16 protein-coding genes are annotated in these 19,777 nt (G+C 69.9%); 12 read left to right on the top strand and 4 right to left on the bottom strand.

What is annotated here, in order from left to right; all coding sequences use genetic code 11:
* Positions 1 to 253 (bottom strand): hypothetical protein (locus AB0M63_RS35100; RefSeq protein ID WP_366022169.1); only part of this gene is annotated, 253 nt, incomplete at its 3' end.
* Positions 254 to 576: 323 nt separating this feature from the next.
* On the opposite strand from AB0M63_RS35100, the gene AB0M63_RS35095 reads away from it, so the two are divergent.
* From AB0M63_RS35095 to acs, 4 genes are all read left to right on the top strand, one after another.
* On the top strand, positions 577 to 2,703 hold the full coding sequence (locus AB0M63_RS35095) for a bifunctional polysaccharide deacetylase/glycosyltransferase family 2 protein (RefSeq protein WP_366022208.1): 2,127 nt from the start codon (positions 577 to 579) through the stop codon (positions 2,701 to 2,703).
* Complete coding sequence (locus AB0M63_RS35090; RefSeq protein WP_366022168.1) at positions 2,700 to 3,920, top strand: acyltransferase; 1,221 nt, start codon at positions 2,700 to 2,702, stop codon at positions 3,918 to 3,920. Before AB0M63_RS35095 ends, AB0M63_RS35090 begins: the two co-directional genes overlap by 4 nt.
* 167 nt (positions 3,921 to 4,087) lie before the next feature.
* Positions 4,088 to 4,738: an acetate uptake transporter gene (locus AB0M63_RS35085; protein ID WP_355920294.1), complete on the top strand. Its 651-nt coding sequence runs from the start codon at positions 4,088 to 4,090 to the stop codon at positions 4,736 to 4,738.
* The gene (acs, locus tag AB0M63_RS35080) at positions 4,735 to 6,711 is read left to right on the top strand and encodes an acetate--CoA ligase (RefSeq protein WP_366022167.1); all 1,977 of its coding nucleotides are present in this window, start codon (positions 4,735 to 4,737) and stop codon (positions 6,709 to 6,711) included. Before AB0M63_RS35085 ends, acs begins: the two co-directional genes overlap by 4 nt.
* Before the next feature lie 78 nt (positions 6,712 to 6,789).
* Here the strand turns inward: acs and AB0M63_RS35075 are convergent, their stop codons facing one another.
* Positions 6,790 to 7,950, bottom strand: a complete 1,161-nt coding sequence (locus tag AB0M63_RS35075; RefSeq protein ID WP_355920288.1) for a uroporphyrinogen-III synthase — start codon at positions 7,948 to 7,950, stop codon at positions 6,790 to 6,792.
* A 125-nt stretch (positions 7,951 to 8,075) separates the two neighbouring features.
* Positions 8,076 to 9,437, bottom strand: coding sequence for a nitrate/nitrite transporter (locus AB0M63_RS35070; protein WP_355920285.1), 1,362 nt, complete (start codon positions 9,435 to 9,437; stop codon positions 8,076 to 8,078).
* Positions 9,438 to 9,725: 288 nt separating this feature from the next.
* Between AB0M63_RS35070 and AB0M63_RS35065 the strand changes: the two genes are divergently transcribed.
* The 6 genes from AB0M63_RS35065 to AB0M63_RS35040 all read left to right on the top strand — a co-directional run bounded on the left by AB0M63_RS35065 (position 9,726) and on the right by AB0M63_RS35040 (position 16,870).
* A complete protein-coding gene (locus tag AB0M63_RS35065) occupies positions 9,726 to 10,319 on the top strand; it encodes an ABATE domain-containing protein (protein ID WP_366022166.1) in 594 nt (197 codons plus the stop codon).
* A gap of 329 nt (positions 10,320 to 10,648) precedes the next feature.
* On the top strand, positions 10,649 to 11,170 hold the full coding sequence (locus AB0M63_RS35060; protein WP_019056398.1) for a sigma-70 family RNA polymerase sigma factor: 522 nt from the start codon (positions 10,649 to 10,651) through the stop codon (positions 11,168 to 11,170).
* Between the two features lie 38 nt (positions 11,171 to 11,208).
* The gene (locus AB0M63_RS35055) at positions 11,209 to 11,964 is read left to right on the top strand and encodes a zf-HC2 domain-containing protein (protein ID WP_355920278.1); all 756 of its coding nucleotides are present in this window, start codon (positions 11,209 to 11,211) and stop codon (positions 11,962 to 11,964) included.
* A gap of 171 nt (positions 11,965 to 12,135) precedes the next feature.
* A complete protein-coding gene (locus tag AB0M63_RS35050) occupies positions 12,136 to 14,448 on the top strand; it encodes a UvrD-helicase domain-containing protein (protein ID WP_366022165.1) in 2,313 nt (770 codons plus the stop codon).
* 306 nt (positions 14,449 to 14,754) lie between these two features.
* Positions 14,755 to 16,182 (top strand): NAD-dependent malic enzyme, encoded by a 1,428-nt coding sequence (locus tag AB0M63_RS35045; RefSeq protein WP_355920272.1) that lies wholly within the window; start codon positions 14,755 to 14,757, stop codon positions 16,180 to 16,182.
* A 406-nt stretch (positions 16,183 to 16,588) separates the two neighbouring features.
* Positions 16,589 to 16,870, top strand: coding sequence for an HU family DNA-binding protein (locus tag AB0M63_RS35040; RefSeq protein WP_105974351.1), 282 nt, complete (start codon positions 16,589 to 16,591; stop codon positions 16,868 to 16,870).
* Between the two features lie 296 nt (positions 16,871 to 17,166).
* Here AB0M63_RS35040 and murA read toward each other — a convergent pair whose 3' ends face one another.
* Positions 17,167 to 18,513: a UDP-N-acetylglucosamine 1-carboxyvinyltransferase gene (murA, locus tag AB0M63_RS35035; protein WP_355913149.1), complete on the bottom strand. Its 1,347-nt coding sequence runs from the start codon at positions 18,511 to 18,513 to the stop codon at positions 17,167 to 17,169.
* A gap of 253 nt (positions 18,514 to 18,766) precedes the next feature.
* Between murA and AB0M63_RS35030 the strand changes: the two genes are divergently transcribed.
* Together AB0M63_RS35030 and AB0M63_RS35025 are read left to right on the top strand one after the other, a co-directional pair.
* On the top strand, positions 18,767 to 19,339 hold the full coding sequence (locus tag AB0M63_RS35030) for a YqgE/AlgH family protein (protein ID WP_366022207.1): 573 nt from the start codon (positions 18,767 to 18,769) through the stop codon (positions 19,337 to 19,339).
* Positions 19,340 to 19,368: 29 nt separating this feature from the next.
* Positions 19,369 to 19,656 carry a DUF3039 domain-containing protein gene (locus AB0M63_RS35025; protein ID WP_078632165.1) on the top strand — a complete coding sequence of 96 codons (288 nt, stop codon included), beginning with the start codon at positions 19,369 to 19,371 and terminating at the stop codon, positions 19,654 to 19,656.
* Positions 19,657 to 19,777: the final 121 nt, after the last annotated feature.

Raw genomic sequence — 19,777 nt, 5'->3', positions numbered from 1 at the left:
CCGGCACCGTCCACGACCCCGGAGCACATCGTCTGATGGCATCGCATATCCGCCGTCCCAAGGCCGCGAGCGCGTCGTCCGGCCCGACGCCGTCGAGCAGCACGAGCGCGCCGGCCGCCCCGTCGCCGAGTCCGAGCGTGACCGCGGGCACCGGCACGGTGGCCGGCGCGCCGAGCAGTCCGTCGCCGGTGGCGCAGGGTCCGGCCGGGTCCTCCGAACCGGTGCCGGCACCGTCCACGACCCCGGAGCACATCGTCTGATGGCATCGCATATCCGCCGTCCCAAGGCCGCGAGCGCGTCGTCCGGCCCGACGCCGTCGAGTAGCACGAGCGCGCCGGCCGCCCCGACGCCGAGTCCGAGCGTGACCGCGGGCACCGGTGCGCCGAGCAGTCCGTCGCCGGTGGCGCAGGGTCCGGCCGGGTCCTCCGAGCCGGCGCCGGCACCGTCCACGACCCCGGAGCACATCCTCTGATGGCATCGCACACCCGCCGCCCCAAGGCCACGCACTCGGCCCAGGGCGGCCGTCACGGCGCCCCGCCCGGCGCCCCCGCAGGGGCCCGGCGGCGCCGGCTCTCCATGCGGTTCCTGCTGCCGATGCTGCTCCTCGTCGCCATGCTGGCGATGCTGATGCTGCGCGGCTATGTGCACAGCGAGATCCTCGCCGACCACCGCATCCGGCCCGAGGCCGCGACGGACAAGGTGCCGGAGAAGATCCTCGACGGCGGCCCGGTCATCGACACCCGTAGCGGCCGGGCCACCAGCCTGGACGTGCCGGACCACCGCATCGTCCTGACCTTCGACGACGGCCCCGACCCGACCTGGACGCCCAAGGTCCTGGACGTGCTCAAGAAGCACCACGCGCACGCCGTCTTCTTCGTCACCGGCACCATGACCTCGCGCTACCCGGACCTGGTCAGACGCATCGTGGCGGAGGGCAACGAGGTCGGCCTGCACACCTTCAGCCATCCCGACCTCTCCTTCCAGTCCAAGAAGCGCATCGACTGGGAGCTGTCGCAGAACCAGTTGGCGATCAGCGGCGCGGCCGGCATCCGGACGTCGCTGTTCCGGCCGCCGTACTCGTCCTCCGCCGACGCGATGGACAACCTGTCGTGGCCGGTGACCCGGTACATCGGCACCCGCGGCTACATCACCGTCGTCAACAACACGGACAGCGAGGACTGGCAGAAGCCCGGCGTCGCGAAGATCATCAGCAACGCCACCCCGCACGGCGGCAAGGGCGCGATCGTCCTGATGCACGACTCCGGCGGCGACCGCCACCAGACCGTGCAGGCGCTCGACAGGTTCCTGCCTCAGATGCAGGCCAAGGGCTACACCTTCGACAACCTCACCCAGGCGCTCGGCGCGCGCAGCGCGCTCACCCCGGTGACCGGCGTCGACCTGTGGAAGGGCAAGGCGTGGATCTTCCTGGTCCAGGCCTCGGACAGCATCACCGACGTGCTGGTGGTCGGCCTGGCGATCACCGGTTCCCTCGTCATCGCCCGCTTCCTGCTGATGCTCCTGCTCTCCGCGATCCACGCCCGCCGGGTGCGCCGCAAGGACTTCGCCTGGGGACCACCGGTCACCGAACCGGTCACGGTCCTCGTGCCGGCGTACAACGAGGCCAAGTGCATTGAGAACACGGTCCGTTCACTGATGGCCAGCGAGCATCCCGTCGAGGTGATCGTCGTCGACGACGGCTCGGCGGACGGTACGGCGAGAATCGTCGAGGCGATGGCGCTGCCCGGCGTCCGGGTCGTCCGCCAGCTCAACGCGGGCAAACCGGCCGCCCTCAACAGGGGCCTGGCGAACGCCAGTTACGACCTCATCGTCATGATGGACGGCGACACGGTCTTCGAACCGGCCACCGTCCGCGAACTGGTCCAGCCCTTCGGCGACCCGCGCGTCGGCGCCGTCGCGGGCAACGCCAAGGTGGGCAACCGGGATTCACTGATCGGCGCCTGGCAGCACATCGAGTACGTGATGGGCTTCAACCTCGACCGCCGGATGTACGACGTCCTGCGCTGCATGCCGACGATCCCGGGCGCCGTGGGGGCCTTCAGGAGAAGCGCGCTGGAGCGGGTCGGCGGGATGAGCGACGACACCCTCGCCGAGGACACCGACATCACGATGGCGATGCACCGCGACGGCTGGCGCGTCGTCTACGCCGAGAAGGCCCGCGCCTGGACCGAGGCACCGGAGACGGTCCAGCAGCTCTGGTCCCAGCGCTACCGCTGGTCCTACGGCACCATGCAGGCGATCTGGAAACACCGGGGCGCCCTGCTGGACAGCGGCCCCTCCGGCCGCTTCGGCCGGATCGGCCTCCCGCTGGTGGCCCTGTTCATGGTGGTGGCCCCGATCCTCGCCCCGCTGATCGACGTCTTCCTCCTCTACGGCCTGGTGTTCGGCCCCACCGAGAAGACTTTCCTCGCCTGGCTGGGCGTCCTCGCCATCCAGGCGTTCTGCGCGGCCTACGCCTTCCGCCTGGACCGCGAACGCATGACCCACCTCGTCTCGCTGCCCCTGCAGCAGATCCTCTACCGCCAGCTCATGTACGTCGTTCTGCTCCAGTCCTGGATCACCGCCCTCACCGGCGGCCGCCTGCGCTGGCAGAAACTGCGGCGCACCGGAGTCGTGGAGGCACCCGGCGGCCCGGTACCGACCCAGCGCAGCCGCAGCGGCAGTGATCGGAGGCCCGTGGCATGACGACGCACGAATACCCGACGGGGGCGGTAGCCCCGGCCACCGCCCCTGTACCCGCACCCGCCCCGAAGGCTTCGGGCTCGGGCCGGGACCGCTATCTCGACCTCCTCCGCTCGATCGCCCTCGTCCGGGTCGTCGTCTACCACCTCTTCGGCTGGGCCTGGCTGTCCGTGCTGTTCCCGTCGATGGGCGTGATGTTCGCGCTCGCGGGTTCCCTGATGGCCCGCTCGCTGAACCGTCCCGCGCTGGGTGTGATCAGGGGCCGGCTGCGCCGACTCCTGCCGCCGCTGTGGGCGTTCGGCGCGGTGGTACTGGTGATGATGTTCGCGAGCGGCTGGCATCCCCTCAAGGACCCCGATATGGGCGGCACTTGGTGGGGCGCGGCGAAGCTGTTCGACTACGTCGTGCCGTTCGGCGCACCGCCGTACCCCGAGCATCTGGGGTCGGAGTCGGGCCTGTTGGAGAGCACCTGGGCGGACCAGGCGGCGGGCCCGCTCTGGTACCTGCGGGCGTACCTGTGGTTCGTGATCGCGTCACCGCTCCTGCTGTGGGCGTTCCGCAGGGTCCCGTGGGCGACCCTGCTGGCTCCCTTGGCCCTGACGGCAGTTGTCGGTACGGGGTTGGTGACGATCCCCGGCGAGACGGGCAACGCGGTCTCGGACTTCGCGGTGTACGGCGGCTGTTGGGTCCTGGGCTTCGCCCACCACGAGGGTGTGCTGAAGAAGGTCCCGCGCTATCTCGCGGTCTCGGGCGCGACCCTGATCATGGGCTTCGGCCTGTGGTGGGCGTCGGGTCATCTGGGCCCGGACGGCTGGGACTTGAACGACATTCCGCTCGCCCAGGCGACCTGGTCCTTCGGGATCGTGGTGATCCTGCTCCAGTACGCCCCGTCCTGGCAGGAGTTGCCGGGCAGACTGGCGCGCTGGGACAAGCTGGTCACGCTCTCCAACAACCGCGCGGTCACGATCTACCTCTGGCACAACCTCCTCATCATGGCCGCGGTCCCGATCATCGACCAGTTGTACAACCTCCCCTTCCTGGAGAGCGACGCGGCGACGTCGTTCCTCGACAAGGCGGACACGTTCCTGATGTTCATCCTCATCTGGCCCCTCGTCGCCCTGGCGATCCTCGCCTTCGGCTGGATCGAGGACATCGCGGCGAAGCGGAAGCCGCGGCTGTGGCCGGACGGGGCGAGGCAGCGGCGGCGAAGCAGGGCCTGAGGCCCCACGGAATGGCTGATTCCGGCCGCTCGGCGATGCCGGGCGGCCGTTCGTCGCGCGGGCGGGACCGTTCACCGATGCCGTCCGTGCGCAGGGCGTCGCCGGGTGTAGGTGGTGCCTACAATGGATCTGCATCCATGTGATCCACATCACAGGAGGAGGCGCAGATGAGCACTCCAACCACCACCCCCGACACCATCGCGGACCCCGGCCCGCTCGGCCTCGCCGCCTTCGCCGCGACGACCTTCGTCCTCAGCACCTTCAACGCCAACCTCATCACCGACAAGACGCTGGTCGCCGTGGTCCTGCCGCTCGCCCTCTTCTACGGCGGGCTGGCCCAACTCCTCGCAGGCATGTGGGAGTTCCGCAAGGGCAACACCTTCGGCGCCACCGCGTTCGCCTCCTACGGCGCCTTCTGGCTGTCGTACGCCGCCTACGCGAAGTTCGTCGCGGGCGACCTGCCGCCGGCCACCGCGCACCAGGCGACCGGACTGTTCCTGCTGGTCTGGTCGATCTTCACGGTCTACATGACCGTCGCCGCGCTCCGCACCACCGGAGCGATCCTCTCGGTGTTCGTCACCCTGTCGGCGACGTTCATCGTCCTGTGCGTCGGTGACTTCGCACAGTCACCGGACACCACCAAGGTCGGCGGCTGGCTCGGCCTGGTCACGGCCGTGTGCGCCTGGTACGCGTCGTTCGCCGGCGTCACCAACTCCACCTACCACCGCACCGTCGTGCCGGTCTTCCCGAACGTCGGTGAACGCCTGCTGCCGCATCGCGCCCACGACCGCGGCCCGGTCGCCGGGGCCCACGCATGACCGACACCGGAGGCGAGACACTCTCCAACCTGCTGCGGGAGGAGCGGCGGTTCCCGCCGCCACCCGAGCTGGCCGCCACGGCGAACGCCACCGCGGCGGAGTACGAACGGGCCGACGCCGACCGCCTCGCCTTCTGGGCCGAGGCGGCCGGCCGGCTGGACTGGGCACAGCCCTGGGACGAGACGCTGGACTGGAGCCGCGCCCCGTTCGCCCGCTGGTACACGGGAGGCCGCCTCAACGCGGCGTACAACTGTCTGGACCGGCATGTGGCAGCCGGTCACGGTGACCGGGTCGCCTTCCACTGGGAGGGCGAGCCCGGCGACACCCGCACGATCACCTACGCCGACCTCACGGCCGAGGTCTGCCGGGCGGCCAACGCCCTGCTGTCCCTCGGCGTGCGGGCAGGCGACCGGGTGGCGATCTACATGCCGATGATCCCGGAGACCGTGGTGGCGATGCTGGCCTGCGCCCGCATCGGCGCCCCGCACACCGTGGTCTTCGGCGGCTTCTCCGCCGAGGCGCTGCGCGGCCGGATCCTCGACTGCGACGCGCATGTGGTGATCACCGCGGACGGCGGCTACCGCAAGGGTTCCGCCGCCGCGCTGAAACCCGCCGTGGACGAGGCGGTACGCGAGTGCCCCGACGTCCGCACCGTGCTCGTGGTCCGCCGCACCGGCCAGGACGTCGACTGGACCGACGGCCGGGACGTGTGGTGGCACGACCTGGTCGACGGCCAATCCGCCGAGCACACACCCGAGCCCTTCGACAGCGAACACCCGCTGTACATCATGTACACCTCCGGCACCACGGCCCGCCCGAAGGGCATCCTGCACACCACCGGCGGCTACCTCACTCAGGTGGCCTGGACCCACTGGGCGGTCTTCGACGTCAAACCGGAGACCGACGTCTACTGGACGGCCGCGGACATCGGCTGGGTCACCGGCCACTCGTACATCGTCTACGGCCCCCTCGCCAACGGCGTGACGTCCGTCCTGTACGAGGGCACCCCGGACACCCCGCACCAGGGCCGCTGGTGGGAGATCGTCGAGAAGTACGGCGTGACGATCCTCTACTGCGCCCCGACCGCGATCCGCACCTTCATGAAGTGGGGCGGCGAGATCCCGGCCGACTTCGACCTCTCCTCGCTCCGCCTCCTCGGCTCGGTCGGCGAACCGATCAACCCCGAGGCGTGGATCTGGTACCGCAAGCACATCGGCGGCGACCACTGCCCGGTCGTCGACACCTGGTGGCAGACGGAGACGGGCGCCCAGCTCATCAGCCCGCTGCCGGGCGTGAGCACCTGCAAGCCCGGCTCGGCGCTGCGCCCGCTGCCCGGCATCGCCGGGGACGTCGTCGACGACACGGGCAAGCCGGTGCCCAACGGCTCCGGCGGCTACCTCGTGCTCACCGAGCCCTGGCCCGCGATGCTGCGCACCATCTGGGGCGACGAGCAGCGGTACGTCGACACGTACTGGTCCCGCTTCCCCGGTGTGTACTTCGCCGGGGACGGCGCCAAGAAGGACGAGGACGGCGACATCTGGCTGCTCGGCCGGGTCGACGACGTCATGAACGTCTCCGGCCACCGCATCTCCACCACGGAGGTCGAGTCGGCCCTCGTCTCCCACCCCCTGGTCGCCGAGGCGGCCGTCGTCGGCGCCACCGACCCGACGACCGGCCAGGGCGTCGTCGCCTTCGTCATCCTGCGCGGCGACGCCGGACAGCCCCAACCGGACGAGATCTCCACGGAGTTGCGCACCCACGTCGCCAAGGAGATCGGCCCGATCGCCCGACCCCGGCAGATCATGGTCGTAGCGGAACTCCCCAAGACCCGCTCCGGCAAGATCATGCGCCGCTTGCTGCGGGACGTGGCCGAACACCGCACCCTCGGCGATGTGACGACGCTGACGGACTCGTCGGTGATGGACGAGATCAGGGAGCGGTTGCCTGCGGCGACGGGGGAGGAGGAGGCGTAGTCACCGGTGTGCGTCGGGCCCTGCCGGAGGAGTTCCGGCAGGGCCCGCACGGCGATGGGGCGCCTCGGCGACATCGGTTCACTCGTCGGAGTACTTCGCGTCCGCCGCCGGGTCCAGCGCCAGCCGGTACCCCCGTTTCACCACCGTCTGGATCAGCTTCGGCGCCCCAAGTGCCGTACGCAGGCGGGCCATCGCCGTTTCCACGGCGTGCTCGTCGCGGCCGGCGCCGGGGAGTGCGCGCAGGAGTTCCGCGCGGGCGACGACCCAGCCGGGGCGGCGGGAGAGGGCGCGGAGGAGGGACATGCCGGCCGGCGGGACGGGGCGTAGGGCGCCGTCGACGAGGACCGCGTGGCCGCGGATCTCCACCCGGTGGCCGGCGATGGGCAGGGTGCGGGCGCGGGCGGGGAGTTCCTGGCAGAGGAGCTGGACCAGCGGGCCGAGGCGGAAGCGCTCGGGCTGGACCGTGCTGATGCCGTGGTTCTGGAGCGGGAGCGCGGTGACCGGGCCGACGCAGGCCGGGAGGATGTCGTGCTCCAGGGCGGCGAGGAGTTCGGAGAGCAGGCCGCGGGTCTCGGCGCGGGAGAGCAGCGAGGCGGCGGCCGGCGCGCTGGTGAAGGTCAGCGCGTCCAGGCCGCGCGAGACGGCGGCGTCCAGGAGCCGGTCCAGCGGGGCGATGTCCTCCGGCGGCATCCACCGGTAGACGGGGACCCCGACGACCTCGGCTCCTCCCGCGCGCAGCGACTCCACGAACCCGGGCAGTGGGTCGCCGTGCAGTTGGATGGCGACCCGGCGGCCCTCGACGCCCTCCTCCAGGAGCCGGTCGAGCACTTCGGCCATGGACTCGGACGACGGCGACCACTCCTCGGTGAGACCGGCGGCCCGTACCGCCCCCTTCACCTTGGGTCCGCGCGCGAGCAGTTCCACCCCGCGCAGCCGGTCGAGGAGCGCCTCCCCGAGCCCCCACCCGTCGGCGGCCTCGACCCAGCCCCGGAAGCCGATCGCGGTGGTGGCCACCACGACGTCGGGCGCCTGGTCGATCAGCTGCTTGGTGGCGGCGAGCAGTTCACTGTCGTCGGCGAGGGGCACGATGCGCAGCGCGGGCGCGTGCACGACCGCCGCGCCGCGCCGCTGGAGCAGTGCCCCCAGTTCGTCGGCGCGGCGCGCGGCGGTGACACCCACGGTGAAGCCGGAGAGCGGCCCGTGCTGCCCGCTGTCCGGTGTCTGCTGTTGCTCGTACATGGCTCTCGTCCCGAACGTCGTCGTACATGCAGTGGTGCGGCCCCTACATGTGGTCCCTACATGCCGAACGAGCCTGTCAATGGTGCGTGACAGGCTCGGTTCGACTTTATGTCGACGGTGTTACGTCACACCTCGGCGTAGCTGAGCTGCGGCTTCGCCTCGGATGCGGAGGCTTTGGCCTGAGCCTGGGCGGTCGGGCGGCGAAGGTATACGGCCCAGGTGACCGCGAAGCAGAGGGCGTAGTAGGCGAGGAAGGCGACGAACGCGCCGGTGCCGGAGCCGTAGGAGAGGAACGACTGCCGGAAGGCCATGTTGATGCCGACACCGCCGAGGGCGCCGACCGCGCCGATGAGGCCCATGGAGGCACCGGAGAGCCGGCGTCCGTGCTTGACCGCCTCGTCGCCCTCCAGCCCCTTGGCGAGGGCCTTGGTGTGGAAGATGCCGGGGATCATCTTGAACGTGGAGCCGTTGCCGATCCCGGTGAGCGCGAACAGGACGACGAACGCGACGACGAACAGCGGCAGCGACTTGTGCATGCTGGCGAGGACCAGCACGGCGGTCGCGGCGGCCATGGCGACGTAGTTGAAGAGGGTGATCTTCGCGCCGCCGTACTTGTCGGCGAGCCAGCCGCCCACGGGGCGGATCAGCGAGCCGAGCAGCGGGCCGATGAAGGTGAGATACGTGGCCTGCAGCGGCGTACGTCCGAACTGGTTGGTGAGCACCTGCCCGAAGGCGAAGCTGTAGCCGATGAACGAGCCGAACGTGCCGACGTAGAGGACCGACATGATCCAGGTGTGGGCGTCCTTCGCGGCGTCCTTGGCGGCACCGGTGTCGTTCTTGACGTTCGCGATGTTGTCCATGAACAGCGCCGCGAGGATGGCCGCGACGACGATCAGCGGGATGTAGATCCCGAGCAGCACGCGCGGACCGCCGCTCGCGCCGATGACCGCGAGGGCCACGAGCTGGATCGCGGCGACGCCGATGTTGCCGCCGCCCGCGTTCAGCCCGAGGGCCCAGCCCTTCTTTCGCAACGGGAAGAAGGCGTTGATGTTGGTCATGGACGAGGCGAAGTTACCGCCGCCGATACCGGCGAGGAGCCCGATCCACAGGAAGGTGTCGAAGGAGGTCCCCGGCTTCATCACGGCGAAGGCGGCGACGGTGGGGATGAGGAGCAGGCTCGCGGAGATGATCGTCCAGTTGCGTCCGCCGAAGATCGCGACCGCGAAGGTGTACGGCACCCGGACGACCGCGCCGACGAGGGTGACCATCGACGTCAGCAGGAACTTGTCGGCCGGGGTCAGCCCGTACTCCGGGCCCATGAAGAGCACCAGCACGGACCACAGGGTCCAGATCGAGAAGCCGATGTGTTCGGAGAGGACGGAGAAGAGGAGGTTGCGCTTGGCGACCTTCTCGCCGGTCTCCCGCCAGAAGGTCTCGTCCTCCGGATCCCAGTGCTCGATCCACTTGCTAGGGGCCGGGGCTGTCATGACGCCTCCACGGTGGTCCGGGGCTCGGGGGTGCCGTTATGGGCAAACGAGCGGTGATGCATCCCGAAGGTAGGGAGGGCGCGTTTCCACGCTGTGGCTGTGAGTGACTGCAAGGGAACGTTGCTCTCACGAACGGAGAGGGGCAGCGGTGAGGTCCGCGCACCCGCACGAGGGGTTCCGGCCGCGTGAGCGGGCAGGCACTGTAGAGGGAACGGTTCCCACGCCCCCTCCACTCGGCAACGCACCGACCCCTGACGACCGGGGTAACCCCTAGGCGGTGACAGGCACATGGCACTGGGTACGACCATGGCCCCGTACGAGCTGCGCTTCGACGCCGGGCGGATCTGCCTGGATCTCCTCGCGACCACGCATCCAGAGGAACGGCTCGACGCTCCGGAGCCCTTGTGCGCGTGGATCGTCCGCTCCGGGCTGGTCCCGGCGGTCACCCCGCTCACGCACGTCGATTCCGCCTGGCTGGTCGGCTTCCGTGAACTGCGGGGCCAGGTGAGCCAGTTGGTCCGGAGCAAGTCGTCGAACGATCTCCGGGCCTACGACCTCGCGCTCGCCCGCGTCAATGAGCTGGCCCGTCCGGCGCCCCCGGCCCCTCGTGCCGTACGGGCCGAAGACGGCGCGCTGGTACGGCGGTTGGACGGTCCGCCGGGGTGCGAGGCGCTGCTCGCGGTGATCGCGCGGGACGCCGTGGAACTGCTCACCGATCCGGTCGCGCGGGCCTCGCTGCGTGAGTGCGCGGGCGACAACTGCCCGATCGTTTATCTGGACACCTCACGGGGGCGCAGGAGGCGTTGGTGCTCCAGTGAGGTCTGCGGGAACCGCGAAAGAGTGGCCCGGCATCGGCGGCGCGCGGCCCTTGCCCGAGCCTGAGAATCCCATATGCGGCTTCTGTGGAGTGAGGGGTCGTCAATTGTCGAAGTGATTTCGACAACAGTGCGTTTCACTCCGCCGCCGCCCGGGCAGCCCGCGTGATCTTGCTGGTGTGGTGGAAATGTAAAGATCGTACGGTGGGAATGTGCACTCATGTCCCCCTCGTCACGTCACTAAGAAGAAAACTGTCGCCCCACGTTGAACACTCCACCACCCGCCCGCGTACCTCTCCATGAGCGACCGACTGGGGGAACCCCCGGACACCGGAGGTGGGCGTGCGCAAGGATTCCGTCGTGGCCAATGAACACGCACCGAGGGCCCGACATCGCATGTCCCAGTCCTCGGAACCTGATGAGGAGCTGATGCGTGCCCTGTACCGAGAGCACGCCGGACCCTTGCTCGCCTATGTGCTGCGGCTCGTCGCCGGCGACCGGCAACGTGCCGAGGACGTGGTGCAGGAGACGCTCATCCGGGCCTGGAAGAACGCCGGCCAGCTCAACCGGGCGACCGGATCGGTACGACCCTGGCTGGTGACGGTCGCACGGCGCATCGTCATCGACGGTCACCGCAGCCGGCAGGCCCGGCCGCAGGAGGTGGACCCGTCGCCGCTGGAGGTCATCCCCGCGGAGGACGAGATCGACAAGGCGTTGTGGCTGATGACACTGTCGGACGCGCTGGACGACCTGACCCCGGCCCACCGGGAGGTGCTCGTCGAGACGTACTTCAAGGGGCGTACCGTCAATGAGGCGGCCGAGACGCTTGGCATCCCCAGTGGCACGGTGCGCTCAAGGGTGTTCTACGCCCTTCGATCGATGAAGCTTGCTCTGGAGGAGCGGGGGGTGACGGCATGAGCATTTACGGGGGATACGGAACGGGTAGTCCTGGTTCCATGCAGGGATCTCAGGGCTCGAACGAACACGAGACCGTCGGCGCCTACGCCCTCGGGATTCTCGACGACGCCGAAGCAACCGCTTTCGAGGCCCATCTCGCCACCTGTGAATGGTGCGCCCAGCAGCTCGACGAGCTGGCCGGGATGGAACCGATGCTGGCGGCGCTCGCGGACCTGCCGGGTTCCGGCACTCCCGCGATCGGTGAGTCCCTGTCCGCGAAGCCCAGTCCACGACTGGTGGAGCGGCTGGTCGACGACGTCGGCGACCGCCGGGCCCAGAAGCGCCGGCGCAGCTTCTACATGATCGCCGCCGCCGCCGCGCTGATCATCGCGGGACCGCTGGCCGTCATCGCGGCCAACGGCGGCGACAGTTCGGGTGGCACACAGGCGGTGGCCACCGCCAAGACCACCTTCGACACTTTGTCCGACAAGGTCTCGGCGACGGACAAGAGCACCAAGGTCACCGCGACCGTGGCGATGTCCAAGAAGGACTGGGGCACCCTCGGGGTCGTGGAGCTCAAGAACGTCAAGGGCCCCCTGAAGTGCTCCCTGATCGCGGTCGGCAAGAACGGCGAGCGCGAGACGATGAGCTCCTGGTCGGTCCCGGCCTGGGGTTACGGCATCGCGAACGCCACGAAGGCCGAGGCCAAGGCCCCGCTCTACGCCCAGGGCGGAGCGGCCCTCTCGCCGAACGAGATCGACCACTTCGAGGTCATGACCTTCGACGGCAAGCGGCTCGTGGAAGTGGACGCGTAGCACCTGGTCCACCTTGTTCAGTGGGCCAACCGTGTTCAGTGGGGTCCGGTACGCGGCAGGTCGCGTACCGGACCCCACGTCTTTGTCATGATCCACCGGGCAGGCCCCTCGCTACAGAGGCTTTCTTTCGCGTACGGTTGACGGCTGCCCAGCACGTCAGAAGGGGGCCCGGTGGCCGCACAGGCTCAACAGGAAACCGCGCTCGACACGGTGACCGACAAATCCGCCCAGGATTCGCTACGGGACCGGGAGATCAGCGTCGAACAGGCACACCTGGACCGGGTGTACCGGCGGCTTGAGGAGAAGATCCACGAGGCCGAGTTCCTCATGAACGACGCGGCCAAGCGCGGCCAGGTCGGCACCCCCGGCGCGCTCGCCGAACGGGACGCGCAGGTGTTCCGCGCCGGTGTCCACCTCAACCGGCTCAACAACGAGTTCGAGGACTTCCTCTTCGGCAGGATCGACCTCCTGCTCGGCAAGGACGGCAAGAAGGGACCCGACGGCGCCTACACCGCCGTGGAACCGGCCGAAGGCGCCGTGCGGGAGGACCGCACCGCCGACATCGCCGAGACCCTGCACATCGGCCGCATCGGAGTCCTCGACTCCGAGTACGCGCCGCTGGTCATCGACTGGAGGGCGCCCGCAGCGGCCCCCTTCTACCGCTCGACGCCGGTCGACCCCGGCCGGGTCGTACGACGCCGGGTCATCCGCTCCAAGGGCCGCCGGGTCCTCGGTGTCGAGGACGACCTGATGCGCCCCGAGCTGACCGCCCACCTCGACGGCGACCGACTGGCCGTCATCGGCGACGGCGCCCTGATGGCCGCGCTCGGCCAGGCCCGCAGCCACACCATGCGCGACATCGTGGCGTCCATCCAGGCCGAGCAGGACCTGGTGATCCGGGCCCCCGCCGCCTCGGTGACCTACGTCGAGGGCGGCCCGGGCACCGGCAAGACGGCCGTCGCCCTGCACCGCGCCGCCTACCTCCTCTACCAGGACCGGCGCCGGTACGCGGGCGGCATCCTCATCGTCTCGCCCACCCCGCTGCTGGTGGCGTACACCGAGGGCGTCCTGCCGTCCCTCGGCGAGGAGGGCCAGGTCGCGATCCGGGCCATCGGAGCGCTCGTGGACGGCGCAGAGGCCACCCTGTACGACTCCCCGGCCGTGGCCCGCGCCAAGGGCTCGTACCGCATGCTCAGGGTGTTGCGGAAGGCCGCGCGCGGAGCCCTGGAGCTGAACGATTCGCCGACCCGGCTGCGGGTCGTCGCCTTCGGCCGCCGGCTCGAACTGGAGGCCGCCGACCTGGAGCGCGTCCGGCAGAGCGCCCTCAGCGGCACCGCCCCCGTCAACCTGCTGCGCCCGCGCGCCCGCAAGCTCCTCCTGGACACCTTGTGGGAGCGCTCCGGCGCGGGAGGCCGGCACACCGACCCCGAACTCGCCGCCGAACTGCGCTCGTCCTTCGACGAGGACATCGCGAGCGAGGACGACTTCATCGCGTTCCTCGACGCCTGGTGGCCCGAACTCACCCCGCGCGCCGTCCTGGAGGCGATGTCCGACGAGCGCAAGCTCGGCCGCTGGGCCCGGCGCATCCTCAACCCCGGCGAGGTCCGCCGGGTCGCCCGCGCCCTGAAGCGGGACGGCCTCTCGGTCCACGACGTGGCGATCCTCGACGAACTCCAGGCGATCCTCGGCACCCCGGCCCGCCCCCGCAAGCGGCGCGACCTGGACCCGCTGGACCACCTCACCGGACTCGACGAGCTGATGCCCGTACGCGAGGAGACCCAGCGCGAACGCGCCGAGCGGCTGGCCCAGGAGCGCACCGAGTACGCGCACGTCATCGTCGACGAGGCCCAGGACCTCACCCCCATGCAGTGGCGCATGGTCGGCCGCCGCGGCCGGCACGCCACCTGGACGGTCGTGGGAGATCCGGCCCAGTCCTCCTGGTCCGACCCCGACGAGGCCGCCGAGGCCCGCGACGAGGCCCTCGGCTCCCGCCCCCGCCGCCGCTTCACCCTCACCGTCAACTACCGCAACCCGGCCGAGATCGCGGAGTTGGCGGCGAAGGTCCTGGCCCTGGCGATGCCCGGCTCCGAGTCCCCGTCTGCGGTCCGCTCGACCGGAGTGAAACCTCACTTCGCGGTCGTACGGAACTCGCTGTCGGAGTCGGTCCGCGCGGAGGCCGCCCGGCTGCTCGACCGGGTCGACGGCACCGTCGGCGTGGTCGTCGCCATGAACCGCCGCGAGGAGGCCCGCCGTTGGCTCACCGGCCTCGGCGACCGGGTGGTCGCCCTCGGCAGCCTGGAGGCCAAGGGCCTGGAGTACGACGCGACCGTCGTCGTCTCCCCGGCCGAGATCGCCGACGAGTCGCCCGCCGGACTGCGGGTGCTCTACGTCGCCCTCACCCGCGCGACCCAGCAGCTCACGGTCGTCTCCGCCGAGCGCGACGAGCCGGATGCGAACGGGGTGCCGGACCTCCTGCGGGACTGATGCTGTGAACCCGCGGGATGGGAATGGTCTTACGGGATCCGTTTGTTAGCCTGGATGTGACACCGGCCCGATCCAAGCCCCCGGGCCCAACCTTCGTCGCTACGAGCGACCACTTGCCGCGAGGCGAGCATGGCGGGTCGGTGTCACTGATCGAGGAAGAGGTCCCCGTCACGGGAAAAGTGACGGGGCCCTCTTTTTTTCGCGAACAAAACGTTCGCAATCGGGGGCGGCTAACGTCTACCCGACAGTAGGTGCGACCATCGGAGCGCGTACTCAGCTCAACGGTGAAAGCAGAGGAAGTCGGCCATGGCTACGGCGCCCAGCGTCTCCTACTCGATCACGGTCCGTCTGGAGGTGCCCGCCGGCGGAACGGCGGTCTCCCAGATCACCACGGCCGTGGAGTCCCACGGAGGCTCGGTGACCGGCCTCGACGTGACCGCCTCCGGCCACGAGAAGCTCCGGATCGACGTCACCATCGCCGCGAGTTCCACGGCCCACGCCGACGAGATCGTCCAGCAGTTGCGGGACATCGAGGGCGTCACCCTCGGCAAGGTCTCCGACCGTACGTTCCTCATGCACCTCGGCGGCAAGATCGAGATGCAGTCCAAGCACCCGATCCGCAACCGTGACGACCTCTCCATGATCTACACCCCGGGTGTCGCCCGGGTGTGCATGGCGATCGCGGAGAACCCCGAGGACGCGCGCCGCCTCACCATCAAGCGCAACTCGGTCGCGGTCGTCACCGACGGCTCGGCCGTGCTCGGCCTCGGCAACATCGGCCCCAAGGCCGCGCTGCCGGTCATGGAGGGCAAGGCGGCCCTCTTCAAGCGGTTCGCCGGCATCGACGCCTGGCCGCTGTGCCTGGACACCCAGGACACCGACGCGATCGTGGAGATCGTGAAGGCGATCGCCCCCGGCTTCGCGGGCATCAACCTGGAGGACATCTCCGCGCCCCGCTGCTTCGAGATCGAGGCCCGGCTGCGCGAGGCCCTCGACATCCCCGTCTTCCACGACGACCAGCACGGCACCGCGATCGTGGTGCTGGCCGCGCTGACGAACGCGCTGCGGGTGGCCGGCAAGGACATCGGTGACATCCGGGTCGTCATGTCCGGCGCGGGCGCGGCCGGTACGGCCATCCTCAAGCTGCTGCTCGCCGCGGGCGTCAAGAACGCGGTCGTCGCCGACATCCACGGTGTCGTGCACGCCGACCGCGAGGACCTGGTGGACGCCAAGCCCGACTCGCCGCTGCGCTGGATCGCCGACAACACCAACCCCGAGGGCCTGACGGGCACGTTGAAGGAGGCCGTGCGCGGCGCCGACGTCTTCATCGGCGTCTCCGCCCCGAACGTCCTCGACGGCGACGACGTGGCCGCGATGGCCGAGGGCGCGATCGTGTTCGCGCTCGCGAACCCCGACCCCGAGGTCGACCCCGCGATCGCCCGTCAAACGGCGGCTGTTGTCGCCACCGGACGCTCGGACTTCCCGAACCAGATCAACAACGTGCTGGTCTTCCCGGGTGTCTTCCGCGGTCTGCTGGACGCGCAGTCCCGCACCGTCAACACCGAGATGATGCTGGCCGCCGCGACCGCACTCGCGAACGTGGTGACCGAGGACGAGCTGAACCCGAACTACATCATCCCGAGCGTCTTCAACGACAAGGTCGCCGGTGCGGTCGCGGGCGCGGTCCGCGACGCGGCGAAGGCGGCGGGGGCGACGGCGCCCGGCGCGTCGTAGCCCCTCGAACGGAGTGTGTGCGGCGGCTGTGAGGATCGCCACGGCCGACCGCACACCGGCGCGTCGCGGAACCCGGGGCCTTCGGCGGCCGTTTATCGTGGCGGCCAGGCTTCGGGCCTGTCCAGGCCCGGTCCTCGCTGCCGGGAGCCGACGGAGCGTCACCACACCGAGGGTGTGGCGCTCTTCGTGTGACTCCCAAGGGTGTTCTCGCGACTCCTACGGGTGCCGGATTGGCTTTCCCGCCGCAGGTAGGGGCAGGATGCGTCTTCGGGCGCGAGGGTCTGGACGACGGACCCGGGTCCGGGGACTCACCCAGGACCCTGGCAGCATCGGCTTCACCGTGCCCGATATGCGGCTCCGCCGCGTGGCACGCCTCAAACGGCAAGAAGAACACGGGAGTAACAACATGAACCGCAGTGAGCTGGTGGCCGCGCTGGCCGACCGTGCCGAGGTGACCCGCAAGGACGCCGACGCCGTTCTGGCCGCGTTCGCCGAGACCGTCGGCGAGATCGTCGCCAAGGGCGACGAGAAGGTCACCATCCCCGGCTTCCTGACCTTCGAGCGCACCCACCGTGCCGCTCGCACCGCGCGCAACCCGCAGACCGGCGACCCGATCAACATCCCGGCCGGCTACAGCGTCAAGGTGTCCGCGGGCTCGAAGCTCAAGGAAGCCGCCAAGGGCAAGTAAGCCTTCGCGTACGCGACGGGATTGCGTACGAGGCTCAGTAACGCGAATGGGGCGACCACCCGGTGAGGGTGGCCGCCCCATCGTCGTAATCCGGGGGGCTTATCCAAGCGCCTTGCCCGGCAACTCGACCTTCGCGCCCAGCTCCACGAGCTTCTCCATGCTGTGTCTACCCGGGGGATAACCCCCGGACCCCCAGCAGAGACGGCATTGCCCTTGGGCCGCGCCGCGGCCGACGGGCAGCGGATGCCGTGCCCGGACGGGAGCGGGCCGCCCGGGCTGGGGTGACGAAGTCCGGGTCAGCCGAGTGCTTTGCCCGGGAGTTCCACCTTCGCGCCCAGCTCCACGAGCTTCTCCATGAAGTTCTCGTAGCCGCGGTTGATGAGGTCGATGCCGTGGACGCGGGACGTGCCCTGGGCCGCCAGTGCTGCGATGAGGTAGGAGAAGCCGCCTCGGAGGTCGGGGATGACCAGGTCGGCGCCCTGGAGGCGGGTCGGGCCCGAGACGACCGCCGAGTGGAGGAAGTTGCGCTGGCCGAAGCGGCAGTTGGAGCCGCCGAGGCACTCGCGGTAGAGCTGGATGTGGGCGCCCATCTGGTTGAGCGCGGAGGTGAAGCCCAGGCGGGACTCGTAGACCGTCTCGTGGATGATCGAGAGGCCGGTGGCCTGTGTCAGGGCCACTACCAGCGGCTGCTGCCAGTCCGTCTGGAAGCCCGGGTGGACGTCCGTTTCGAGCGCGATGGACTTCAACTGGCCGCCGGGGTGCCAGAAGCGGATGCCCTCGTCGTCGATCGCGAAGGCACCGCCCACCTTCCGGTAGGTGTTGAGGAACGTCATCATCGAGCGCTGCTGCGCGCCCCGGACGTAGATGTTGCCCTCGGTCGCCAGCGCCGCCGACGCCCAGGAGGCGGCCTCCAGGCGGTCCGGGAGGGCCGCGTGGGTGTAGCCGCCGAGCGAGTCCACACCGGTGATGCGGATCGTCCGGTCGGTGTCCATGGCGATGATCGCGCCCATCTTCTGCAGCACGCAGATGAGGTCCTCGATCTCCGGTTCCACGGCCGCGTTGGCGAGTTCGGTGACGCCCTCCGCCAACACCGCGGTCAGCAGCACCTGCTCGGTCGCGCCCACGGACGGGTACGGCAGCTTGATCTTCGTGCCGCGCAACCGCTGCGGAGCCTCCAGGTACTGCCCGTCCGCCCGCTTCTCGATCTTCGCGCCGAACTGCCGCAGCACCTCGAAGTGGAAGTCGATCGGCCGGCCGCCGATGTCACAGCCGCCGAGCCCCGGGATGAACGCGTGCCCGAGCCGGTGCAGCAGCGGACCGCAGAACAGGATCGGGATGCGCGACGAGCCCGCGTGGGCATCGATGTCGGCGACGTTGGCGCTCTCGACGTGCGACGGGTCCATCACCAGCTCGCCCGGCTCCTCACCCGGACGGACCGTCACCCCGTGCAGTTGCAGCAGTCCGCGTACGACCCGAACGTCACGGATGTCCGGTACGTTGCGCAGTCGACTTGGCTCACTGCCCAGCAGGGCGGCGACCATGGCCTTGGGTACGAGGTTCTTCGCACCGCGGACACGGATCTCGCCCTCCAGCGGGGTTCCGCCGTGGACAAGCAGTACGTCGTCTGAGCCGTTGACGGTCATGAATCTCGCGTTCCGTGGAGTTGGGCAGGGGCCGAAGACGTAAGCGTAATGGCCGCCCACCCCCCTTCAGAAAGCCCAAGGACCACCCAGCTACGTCATAGCTGTGTCACAACACGAACCGTTCCCAATCGGGCACATGGGGTCACGGGACGGGTCCGTGCGCCGGGGACGCCTCCTTCCGCCCTGAGCTGCATTCACTCCCGAACCCGCATTGCCTCCCCCTTCCACGGGAAGATGCGGGATCATGTCTGGCATGACCGAGGTGTCCTCGCTCACAGGGCGGTTGCTCGTGGCAACACCCGCCCTGGCGGACCCGAACTTCGACCGCGCGGTGGTGCTCCTTCTCGACCACGACGAGGAGGGCTCCCTCGGTGTCGTCCTCAACAGACCGACTCCCGTGGACGTCGGCGACATCCTGGAGGGCTGGGCGGATCTCGCCGGCGAACCGGGAGTCGTCTTCCAGGGCGGCCCGGTCCAGTTGGACTCGGCCCTCGGTGTCGCCGTCATCCCGGGCGGCGCGGCCGGCGAGCGGGCACCGCTCGGCTGGCGGCGCGTGCACGGCGCGATCGGACTCGTCGACCTGGAGGCCCCGCCGGAGCTGCTGGCCTCGGCGCTCGGCTCGCTGCGGATCTTCGCCGGCTACGCGGGCTGGGGCCCCGGGCAACTGGAGGCCGAACTGGGCGAGGGTGCCTGGTACGTCGTCGAGTCGGAGCCCGGTGACGTCTCCTCGCCGTCCCCGGAGAGACTCTGGCGCGAGGTGCTGCGCCGCCAGCGCAGCGAGCTGGCGATGGTGGCGACCTATCCGGACGACCCTTCGCTGAACTGATGGCGGTGGGCTTCAGTACCCTTGGCCGTATGAGCACTCTTGAGCCCGAGCGCGGGACTGGTACGGGGACCCTCGTAGAGCCGACGCCCCAGGTGTCGCACGGCGACGGGGACCATGAGCGCTTCGCCCATTACGTCCAGAAGGACAAGATCATGGCGAGCGCCCTGGACGGCACTCCTGTGGTGGCGTTGTGCGGGAAGGTCTGGGTGCCGGGCCGCGACCCGAAGAAGTACCCGGTGTGTCCCATGTGCAAGGAGATCTACGAGTCCATGGGCGCCGGCGGGGACGGCGACAAGGGCAAGGGCGGCGACAAGTAGCCGGTCGGTCCGTCTGACGGTCTGAGGCCCTCGGGGCGCGCTTCGGCGCGCCCCGAGGGCCTTTCGCGTGTCACGAAGTGGTTGAGACCTCTTGTGGGCGCGTTCATCTACTCCTTAATCT

The sequence above is a fragment of the Streptomyces sp. NPDC051576 genome, from assembly GCF_040681835.1.
In the GTDB taxonomy this organism is placed as follows: Bacteria; Actinomycetota; Actinomycetes; order Streptomycetales; family Streptomycetaceae; genus Streptomyces.
Note: the sequence above shows the minus strand (reverse complement) of the source record. Positions and strands in the feature narration are given on the sequence as shown.

Bases quoted from the DNA above. Each gene is read 5' to 3' on its own strand.
- AB0M63_RS35095 (WP_366022208.1), top strand. From the start codon at position 577: ATGCGGTTCCTGCTGCCGATGCTGCTCCTCGTCGCCATGCTGGCGATG.
- AB0M63_RS35090 (WP_366022168.1), top strand. From the start codon at position 2,700: ATGACGACGCACGAATACCCGACGGGGGCGGTAGCCCCGGCCACCGCC.
- AB0M63_RS35085 (WP_355920294.1), top strand. From the start codon at position 4,088: ATGAGCACTCCAACCACCACCCCCGACACCATCGCGGACCCCGGCCCG.
- acs (WP_366022167.1), top strand. From the start codon at position 4,735: ATGACCGACACCGGAGGCGAGACACTCTCCAACCTGCTGCGGGAGGAG.
- AB0M63_RS35075 (WP_355920288.1), bottom strand. From the start codon at position 7,950: ATGTACGAGCAACAGCAGACACCGGACAGCGGGCAGCACGGGCCGCTC.
- AB0M63_RS35070 (WP_355920285.1), bottom strand. From the start codon at position 9,437: ATGACAGCCCCGGCCCCTAGCAAGTGGATCGAGCACTGGGATCCGGAG.
- AB0M63_RS35065 (WP_366022166.1), top strand. From the start codon at position 9,726: ATGGCACTGGGTACGACCATGGCCCCGTACGAGCTGCGCTTCGACGCC.
- AB0M63_RS35060 (WP_019056398.1), top strand. From the start codon at position 10,649: ATGTCCCAGTCCTCGGAACCTGATGAGGAGCTGATGCGTGCCCTGTAC.
- AB0M63_RS35055 (WP_355920278.1), top strand. From the start codon at position 11,209: ATGCAGGGATCTCAGGGCTCGAACGAACACGAGACCGTCGGCGCCTAC.
- AB0M63_RS35045 (WP_355920272.1), top strand. From the start codon at position 14,755: ATGGCTACGGCGCCCAGCGTCTCCTACTCGATCACGGTCCGTCTGGAG.
- AB0M63_RS35040 (WP_105974351.1), top strand. From the start codon at position 16,589: ATGAACCGCAGTGAGCTGGTGGCCGCGCTGGCCGACCGTGCCGAGGTG.
- murA (WP_355913149.1), bottom strand. From the start codon at position 18,513: ATGACCGTCAACGGCTCAGACGACGTACTGCTTGTCCACGGCGGAACC.
- AB0M63_RS35030 (WP_366022207.1), top strand. From the start codon at position 18,767: ATGACCGAGGTGTCCTCGCTCACAGGGCGGTTGCTCGTGGCAACACCC.
- AB0M63_RS35025 (WP_078632165.1), top strand. From the start codon at position 19,369: ATGAGCACTCTTGAGCCCGAGCGCGGGACTGGTACGGGGACCCTCGTA.